Consider the following 8,495-nt stretch of genomic DNA (forward strand, 5'->3'; position numbering starts at 1 on the left):
GCCTCTGATGCTTGGCGGGTGATGCGGTGCCATGCACCTCGGCCCCGGCCGCTTTCGCGAACTGAACGGCCGCGATGCCCACGCCGCCGGCCGCGGCATGCACCAGCACCCGTTCACCGGCGCGCAGCGACCCGTATCCGTGCAGCGCGGCCCATGCGGTCGCGTAGTTGACCGGGACGGCGGCGCCCTGTTCGAAGCCCATCGCGGCCGTTCAGTTCGCGAAAGCGGCCGGGGCCGAGGTGCATGGCACCGCATCACCCGCCAAGCATCAGAGGCTGGCCGAACTGGGGGTGGACCGAGCGATCGATTACCGCCGCGACGGCTGGTGGGAGGGCCTGCAACCGTACGACCTGGTGCTCGATGCGCTGGGTGGCACGTCGTTGCGGCGGTCCTATGCGCTATTGCGACCGGGCGGAAGGCTTGTGGGCTACGGGGTTTCGAATCTGCAGCACGGTGAGAAGCGCTCTCTGCGGGCGGCGGCCCCGCACGCGCTGGCGATGCTGCGCGGGTTCAACCTGATCGACCAACTCTCGGAGTCCAAGGCCGTGATCGGCCTCAACATGCTGAGGCTGTGGGACGACCGCGGCACGCTCGAGCCGTGGATCACCCCGCTGACGGAGGCGCTCGAGGACGGGACCATCGCTCCGATCGTCCACGCGGCGGTGCCCTTCGACGAAGCGCCGGAGGCGCACCGCATTCTCGCGGCGCGCGAGAACGTCGGCAAAGTGGTCCTGGTTCCGTGAGTTTTTAGCGGCGCCGCAGTGGTTATCTATCCTGCATGGCTGTCACCGAATCCCGCGAGGTCGTCATCGAAGCGACACCGGATGAGATCCTGGATGTGCTGTTCGACATCGAATCCCTGCCCGAGTGGTCCTCGGTTCACCAAAAGGTGGAGGTTCTCGAGCGCGACGATCAGGGCCACCCCACCAGGTCGAAGCAGGTGGTCAAGCTCGTCGGGGTCAGCGACGAACAGGAGCTGGCGTACACCGTTCACGACGACGGGGTGAGCTGGACCCTGGTCCGCGCCAAACAGCAACGCGCGCAGGACGGCCGCTACACGCTGACGCCCGACGGTGACTCGACCCGGGTGAGCTTCGATCTGACCGTCGACCTGTTGATGCCGGTGCCCGGGTTCCTGATCAAGCGCGGGTCCAAGAGCCTGATGGACACCGCCACGAAGGGGCTGCGTAAGCGGGTGCTCGACAAGAAGCGCGACTCCTAACGGCGCTCTGGCCCTACCGGACGGCCGCCCCGCGGTCCACACTGTCCCTTATGAAATCGCCGACCCCGCGCGGCCCTCGCAGGATCGCACCGATCATCGGCGGGCTGGCGATCATCGCCGCGCTGGCCGGCTGCGGCGGCCACGGCGACACCCATATGACCGCGCCGTCGACGCCCAAGGTGACGACCCTCGGGCGCACCGTCGCGGCCGCGCCCGCCGGGGCCCCGTTGACCATCAGCAGCCCGGCGTTCGGTGACGGCGCCCCGATCCCCGTGCAGTACACGTGCAAAGGGGCCAACATCGCGCCGCCGCTGACGTGGTCGGCGCCGCTGGGGGCGGCGCTCGTGGTCGACGACCCGGACGCCGTCAACGGGCTGTACGTGCACTGGGTCGTGACCGGCATCGCCCCGGGTCCCGGTAGCACCACCGACGGTCAGACGCCGGCCGGCGCGACCACGCTGCCGAACTCGGCCGGACAGCCCGCGTACAAGGGCCCGTGCCCGCCGGCGGGAACCGGCACGCACCACTACCGGTTCACCCTTTACCAGCTGCCCAACGACTACCAGCTTCCCGGTGGCCTCGCGGGCGTGCAGGCGGCGCAAACGATCGGTGGCGCCGCCACCGCCCAGGCGCAGCTGACCGGAACGTTCGCGGGCTGAGCGTCAGGCCATGTCGTCGAGCGCTTGATAGCCCGCGTTGTAGCCGGGGGTGAACGTGATGCCCGGCCCGCCATGGCATCCCGCGCCGCCGAGGTAGAGACCGTCGATGGGGATCGGGAAGTCGAGGAAGCCCTTGGGGCCCGGCCTGTTCGGGCCCATCAAGTCCGGATGCAGCAGACCGTGGCAGAAGTCGCCGTCGGGTGCGCCGAACATCGTGTTCATGTGGTAGGGCGCGAACGTGATGTGGCGGATCACGATGTCCTTGAAGTTCGGGGCCAGCCGGGTGATCTTGTCGATAACGCGTTGGGCCATAACATTTTTGAGGTGCCCGTGCTGATCGCGGCTGACTTCGACCGGGAAGGCGTACGCGTAGGCGCTGGCGGCGTGCTTACCCGGCGGCGCCATGCCCGGATCGTGCACGGACGGTATCTGCATTCCCATCGACGGGTTGTCCGGGACGATGCCCCGGCGGCAGTTCTCCCAGTGCAGCTGTTGTTCTTCTGGATCGCCGAAGATCCCGACCGATTGCTGCATGCCTTCTTCGTTCAAGAACTCATACGGTGCGGCGAACTCGGGCAGTCCGTCGAGGGCGAAGTGGATCTGCACGAACGAGGCCCGGTGATCACGGCCCGACAGCCGCGAGACCAGCTCCGGCGGAACGTGTTCGGAGTCGATGAGCTCGGTCAGCGTGACGTCGGGCGCGAGGTTGGAAACCACGATGGGGGCAGTGATGGTGGAGCCGTCGCGTAACCGCACCCCGGTCACGGCGCCGTGGTCGACGAGTATCTGCTCGACCTTGGCGCGATAGCGGATCTCTCCGCCGTGGGAGACGAACAGCTCACGCAGGTGTTCGGTGAGCGCGCCGATGCCGCCCTTGAGCTTTGTCATCATCGCGGTGGCATCGTCGGGCACGGCCAGCGCGAACGCGAGGCAGGTCGCGCTGCCCGGTGTGTAGGGCCCACGATAGGTGGAGTTCACGGCCAGGAATGCGAGCATCCCCCGCATGACCGCGTGCCTGTCCTTGTCCGGCAGGTAGCGGTCGATGACGTCCATCGCCGACCCGAACAGCATTTCGTGAATTGCCCGGCGCTCCGCGTCGTTGGCCGCGCAGGCATACATCTCGTCGAGGGTCTTGGGTGGCGTGCGGACGTCGAAGCGGCCCAACGCCTTTGCCGGTCCCTGGCTCCACCCGATCAATTCCGCCATGCCGGTGACGGCTTCGATTCCGTGCTTGTCGCCCAGGTGCGTCATCAATTGCATCGGGTCGCGGTAGAAGATCATCGGTTCCTCGCCGTTGTCACCGATGTTGGTGGACATCACCTCCGGCTCCACCGTCGGCAGGGTGTCCAGCCCCAGGTCCTTGGTGATCTGGCTCGCGGTGGGGAACTGCACCGACCCGGCGATCTCGTAGCGGAACCCGTCGATCAGTTCGACGGTGGCCGCCATGCCGCCGGCATAGGTGTTGGCTTCCAGGCACAGGGTGCGCAGGCCCGCGCGCTGCAGCACCGCCGCCGCGGTCAATCCGTTGTGGCCCGCTCCCACGACGATCGCGTCATAGTCCGGCATGGCTTCCTCCCTCGGGTCGGCGCGTGACAACAATATGTCAGTACTGACATAATTGGAAGATGTCAGCACTGACCAGTTCAGGCCGGCTGGGCTACCATCTCGATGGGATGAGCGCGCCGACGAACCGCCACGAGCTACGCCGACGATCGACACACGAGGCGCTGCGCCAGGCGGCCTTGAAAAGCTTTGCCCGCAAGGGGTTTGCCAACGTCACCGTGACCGAGCTGGCCAGGGAGGCGGGCGTCACCGAACGCACCTTCTTTCGCCACTTCCCCACCAAGGAGGCGGTGCTCTTCCAGGACTACGAGACGCAGCTGGAATGGCTGGCGGAAGCGCTCGCCGGCCGCCCCACCTCCGAGTCACTCTTCGATGCCGTGCTGGCGAGCGTCGCGGCTTTCCCGCACGACCTCGAAGTGGTCCGCCAGGCCGCGACGGCCCGTGCGGAGCTGATCAGCGCGGAGCGCATCGCCGGTCACCTGCGCGTCGTGCAGGCGTCGTTCGCGCACGTGCTGACCGACTTCGCCAAGGGCCGCAACCCGGGAGTGGCGAACATCGATCTGCTCGCCGAGGTCACGGGCTCGGCCCTGGCCGCCGCCCTCGTTGTGGCGGTGGAGAATTGGGGCCGCAACGGCTGCACCGGGGAGCTCGGCGAACTGGTGGCGTCCAGCCTGGATCTGCTGCGGTCGGGTCTGGCGCCGCTCGCGTGATTCGTTGAGTGTGCGCCCACGGTGTCGACACGCCGAGAATCGCCGCCGTGAGCGCACACTCAAACGTCCTGCGCGCTCTCGACGGCGGCCTCGACGAAGCGGCGCAGCACGGCGTTGCGGGCGCGCGGCAGAAACGCCAGGGCGACCGGACTCTGCGGGGCCCCGCGCAGCGCGACGAACCGGACGCCCGGGTGGATGTTGCGGCGGACGGCGACGTCGGGGATCACGCCGATGCCGCGATCGGCCGCGACGGACTCGAGCCACTCGTCGAAATTGGCCGTCTCCACGATGGTTTCCGGTCCCTCCCCCGACGGCCACGACCATGGCCCGGTGGTCCCGCTGGCGGTGTTGACGACCAACGGCCACCGCGGGACCTCGGCCCAGTCCAGCTCCGACCGGGACGACAGCGGCGAATGCACCGAGCACACGGCCACCCGGTTCTCGTCGAACAGGTGCACCACCCGCACGGCGGTCGACGTCACCTGTCCGCGGACCACGGCGACGTCGACCCGGCCCTGCTGCACGGCGCCCAGCGCATCGTCGGTGCGGACCAGCCTGACCGTCGTGCCGGTGGCCCGCTCGAAACGGGCGACCGTCTCCTGCGCCCACGGATCGGGCAACAACCAGCTGAATCCGAGGCCGATGCTGGCCTGCCGGCGCACGGCGCCGAACGCCCGCTCCAGTTCAGCGAGCACCCGTTCGACATGCTCGAGGAAGATCCGTCCGGCCCGGGTCGTCTCCACGTGCCGCGAAGTGCGGTCCACGAGCGTCACGCCGAGCGCGTCCTCGAGCTGCCGGATGGTCCGGCTGAGCGCCGGCTGGGTGATGCGCAGTTCGTCGGCGGCCCGGGTGAACGACGCGAGTCGCGCCACCGCCTCAAACGCCCGGAGGTGGCGCAATTCGACTCGGCCACCTTCCATTGCGCCCATGCCCGACAAGCATAGATCGATTACAGCAGGCATTTCACACCCGATCCGGGCGAACCTAACGTCGTAGCCAGGACACAGATCGTAAGGAGCCACCATGCCGCTGCTGTACATCGACCTCATCGCGGGCCGCACGCCATCGGAAATGCGGGCGTTGCTCGACGCGGTGCACGAATCCGTCGTCGAGGCCTTCGGGGTGCCGCCGCGCGACCGTTACCAGGTGGTGCGCAGCCATCCCGCCCACGAAATCATCGCCCTGGACACCGGTCTCGGCATCACCCGGTCGGCGCACCAGGTGATCGTCCACATGGTGAGCCGGCGGCGCACACGGGCGATGAAGGAGAAGTTCTACCAACTGCTGGCCACCCACCTGGCGGAGCGGTGCGGGCTCGACCCGGCCGACCTGATCGTCTCGATCACCGAAAACGGCGACGAAGACTGGTCTTTCGGCCACGGCCGGGCGCAATTTCTCACCGGGGAGCTGACATGAGCCTCGACACCCGACTCACGAAATTCTTAGGCATCCAGCACCCCGTCGTGCTCGCCCCGATGGCGATGATCTCCGGGGGGCGGCTGGCGGCGGCCGTGACGTCGGCCGGCGGCCTCGGCCTGATCGGCGGCGGCTACGGCGACGCGGCATGGCTGCGGCGCGAATTCGACCGCGCCGACGGGGCAACCGTCGGCTGCGGCTTCATCACGTGGAGCCTGGCCGGCGAACCCGCGCTGCTCGACGCGGCCCTGGAGCGCCGGCCCGCCGCGATCATGCTGTCGTTCGGTGAGCTGCAGCCGTTCGCCGAGCGCATTCGCGCCGCCGGCGTCCCGCTGATCGCGCAGGCGCAAACCCTCGACCACGCGCGCCTGGCCCTGGACGCCGGCGCCGATGTCGTGGTGGCCCAGGGCGGCGAGGCGGGCGGGCACGGGATGAGCGCCCGATCCACCTTCACGCTGGTGCCCGACGTCGTCGACCTGGCCGCCGATCGTTCACCCGGCACGCCGGTGCTGGCGGCGGGCGGGGTCACCGACGGGCGGGGCCTGGCCGCCGCGCTCGCGCTCGGCGCCGACGGGGCGCTGGTGGGCACCCGATTCTGGGCGACGCCGGAGGCGCTGGTGTCGCCCCGCGCGCACGAGCGGGCGCTGACGGCCTCCGGTGACGACACCGTTCGCACGCGCGCCTATGACCTTGTGCGACGGCTGGATTGGCCGGCCGAATACAACGCTCGGGCGCTCGGCAACGCGTTCCTCGACACGTGGCACGGCAACCAGGACGGGCTGGCGGCGTCGCTGCAGGAGGCGGTGGCCGACTACGAAAAAGCCGTCGCGGCTGAGGATTTCGATACCGCCGCCATTCTCGTCGGCGAAGGGGTGGGGCTGCTGCGGCAAGTCCGGCCCGCGGCCGACATCGTGGCCGACATGGTCGACCACGCCGCCCGGATCCTCAACCGGCCGGCCTCAGTACAGCGGTGACCAGTCCGACGTCCGCAGCAGGCGGCTTTCCCACTGGTCGCGGTATTTCAGCGCCTCGACCATATAGCTGCCGGGCCGCCGGTGCTCGGGCGCGGTCTCGGCCGTCAGCAGGTGGACCAGCGCGGCATAGTTGTTGAAGTTCTCGATCTTCTGCCACAGCATCGCTTCTCGTCGGCGGTAACTGCCGTGCGCCACCTGAAAGCACGCTTGGATATCGAGGATCCGCATTTCTTTTGGGGCTTTGGACAGCAGCCGGTAATAGATCTCGTCCCACATCCTGATGTAGTCGTCGAGCGCGGCGTCGGGCCAGCCGGTGTCTTCCATGAACAGGCTCAGTTGGTGGGTCGCACCGTCGGTGGGCACCGTCGAGAGGTCGACGGTTTGCAACGGCGACCAATCGACGGGAAGCAGAAGCTTTCCGGTCACCTCGTGGCGCAGGTTGTCCAGTTCGCGCATCCACGGGCGCAGGTCGCCGCTTTGTGTCCTGCGCGCAAGCCTTTCCCAGGCCGCGCCGTCGACGATGCCGGTGATGGTGACAACGTTGTAGGACAGGCCGGAGCCGTGGGCGTGGTTGGTGTACCAGAGCAGCCGCGCGTCGTCCCCCGCGGCCAGGGTGGGCATCCAGCCTTCGCGGTATGCCGCCTCGAATTCGTCCTGCCGCGCGCCGACCACCCGGTGGGTCTCGTGGAGGAACAGCATCGAAACTCCTTGCCTTCAGGGCTGATCGGCGATCAGCGCGGCGAGCTGGCGGCGGCTGACCTTGCCGGTCGAGCTATAGGGGATGTCGTCGACGAGCGCCAGCCGCTCGGGCAGCTTGAAGTAGGCGATCGACTCGCGACAGTGCGATCGCAGGTCTTCCAGGGTCACCGGGGCGCAGGCCACCACCGCAGCTCCCACGCGCTGGCCCAGCTCGTCGTCGGCGATACCGGCGACCGCGACATCCCGCACCGCGGGGTGGGAACGCAGCGCTTCCTCCACCTCGACCGGCCCGAACTTCTCTCCCCCGCGGTTGATGGTGTCGCTGAGCCGTCCGCAGGGGAAGAGGTAGCCGTCGGAGTCCCGGCGGGCGAGGTCACCGGTGCGCAGCCACCCGGCGGTGACGTTCTGGGTGGTGTTCACCCACAGCTCACCGATCGTTCCGACCCCGACGTCGTCGCCGGTCTCGGGATCCACGACCCGCACCTCGACCCCGGGCAGCGGACGGCCGACGGATCCCGCGCGGGCGGGGTCGCGGTGGTCGGCGGGCAGCAGCGTCGTGTATGCGCCGAGGGTCTCGGTCTGGCCGAATACGTTGGCGAAGGCCACGTGTGGCAACGCGTCCATCGCCCGGCGCACCAACGCGATGGGCGCGGCGGCGGCCCCGTAGGCGATGGCGACCAAGGACGACAAGTCGGCGTAGGGGAAGCCGGGATGGTCGAGGATGCGCTGCAGCATGGCGGGAACCAGGAACGTGGTGGTCACCCGGTGTTCCGACACCAGGCGTAGCCACTCGCCGGCGTCGAATCGCGGCTGCACGACCGACGTGTTGCCGGAGTAGAGGCTGCCGAGCGTGCCCAGCGAGCCCCCGACGTGGAAGAACGGGACGCACATCATCCCCACCGAGGGTTTGGCGTCCGCCCTGAAGGGTGGCGCCATTCCCCCGATCCGCCTTGCCAACTGCCTGCCGCTGATGCCGACCGCCTTCGGCAATCCCGTTGTTCCGCTGGTGAATAGCACCAGGGCGTCGCGGTCATCGCTGCCGGCGGGCGCTGCCGCATCGGCGCCCTCCAGCAGCTCCGCGCCCAATACCGTTCGCGCACCGGCATTTCGGAGCCGGTCGGCGTACGGTTCCCCCGCGACGGCCACGTCGGCACAGCCCGCGGCCGTCAATAGGCCGCGGAGCTCGGGTGGCGTCAGCGCCGGATTCATCAGCGCGGCCGCGGCGCCGATGCGGGCCGCCCCGAGCACGGCC

The 8,495-nt window shown here is 68.9% G+C and carries 9 protein-coding genes and 2 pseudogenes; 6 read left to right on the top strand and 5 right to left on the bottom strand.

From position 1 onward, the window contains the following. Positions 1 to 205: pseudogene (locus A5701_RS25300) on the bottom strand (oxidoreductase); the annotation flags it as partial. Here A5701_RS25300 and A5701_RS25305 point away from each other — a divergent pair. The 3 genes and pseudogenes from A5701_RS25305 to A5701_RS25315 all read left to right on the top strand — a co-directional run. Continuing rightward, a pseudogene (locus A5701_RS25305) lies at positions 201 to 743 on the top strand (zinc-binding dehydrogenase); the annotation flags it as partial. The pseudogenes A5701_RS25300 and A5701_RS25305 overlap by 5 nt on opposite strands. 35 nt (positions 744 to 778) lie before the next feature. Continuing rightward, positions 779 to 1,222 carry an SRPBCC family protein gene (locus tag A5701_RS25310; RefSeq protein WP_067760702.1) on the top strand — a complete coding sequence of 148 codons (444 nt, stop codon included), beginning with the start codon at positions 779 to 781 and terminating at the stop codon, positions 1,220 to 1,222. Between the two features lie 50 nt (positions 1,223 to 1,272). Further along, positions 1,273 to 1,881, top strand: coding sequence for a YbhB/YbcL family Raf kinase inhibitor-like protein (locus tag A5701_RS25315; protein WP_067760704.1), 609 nt, complete (start codon positions 1,273 to 1,275; stop codon positions 1,879 to 1,881). A 3-nt stretch (positions 1,882 to 1,884) separates the two neighbouring features. Here A5701_RS25315 and A5701_RS25320 read toward each other — a convergent pair whose 3' ends face one another. Next, the gene (locus tag A5701_RS25320; protein WP_067760709.1) at positions 1,885 to 3,447 is read right to left on the bottom strand and encodes an NAD(P)/FAD-dependent oxidoreductase; all 1,563 of its coding nucleotides are present in this window, start codon (positions 3,445 to 3,447) and stop codon (positions 1,885 to 1,887) included. A gap of 107 nt (positions 3,448 to 3,554) precedes the next feature. On the opposite strand from A5701_RS25320, the gene A5701_RS25325 reads away from it, so the two are divergent. Then, positions 3,555 to 4,154, top strand: a complete 600-nt coding sequence (locus A5701_RS25325; RefSeq protein WP_067760711.1) for a TetR/AcrR family transcriptional regulator — start codon at positions 3,555 to 3,557, stop codon at positions 4,152 to 4,154. Between the two features lie 59 nt (positions 4,155 to 4,213). Here the strand turns inward: A5701_RS25325 and A5701_RS25330 are convergent, their stop codons facing one another. Then, positions 4,214 to 5,083, bottom strand: a complete 870-nt coding sequence (locus A5701_RS25330) for a LysR family transcriptional regulator (protein ID WP_304528233.1) — start codon at positions 5,081 to 5,083, stop codon at positions 4,214 to 4,216. A 94-nt stretch (positions 5,084 to 5,177) separates the two neighbouring features. On the opposite strand from A5701_RS25330, the gene A5701_RS25335 reads away from it, so the two are divergent. Together A5701_RS25335 and A5701_RS25340 are read left to right on the top strand one after the other, a co-directional pair. Beyond that, positions 5,178 to 5,570, top strand: a complete 393-nt coding sequence (locus A5701_RS25335) for a tautomerase family protein (protein WP_067760716.1) — start codon at positions 5,178 to 5,180, stop codon at positions 5,568 to 5,570. Continuing rightward, a complete protein-coding gene (locus tag A5701_RS25340; RefSeq protein WP_067760718.1) occupies positions 5,567 to 6,544 on the top strand; it encodes a nitronate monooxygenase family protein in 978 nt (325 codons plus the stop codon). Before A5701_RS25335 ends, A5701_RS25340 begins: the two co-directional genes overlap by 4 nt. Here A5701_RS25340 and A5701_RS25345 read toward each other — a convergent pair. Then, a complete protein-coding gene (locus tag A5701_RS25345) occupies positions 6,530 to 7,243 on the bottom strand; it encodes a hypothetical protein (RefSeq protein WP_067760719.1) in 714 nt (237 codons plus the stop codon). The two genes, A5701_RS25340 and A5701_RS25345, sit on opposite strands and share 15 nt — an antisense overlap. A gap of 15 nt (positions 7,244 to 7,258) precedes the next feature. Beyond that, on the bottom strand, positions 7,259 to 8,495 hold a 1,237-nt coding region (locus tag A5701_RS25350), incomplete at its 5' end, for a class I adenylate-forming enzyme family protein (protein ID WP_067760720.1).

The sequence above is a fragment of the Mycobacterium sp. E3305 genome (assembly GCF_001666785.1).
Lineage (GTDB): Bacteria > Actinomycetota > Actinomycetes > Mycobacteriales > Mycobacteriaceae > Mycobacterium.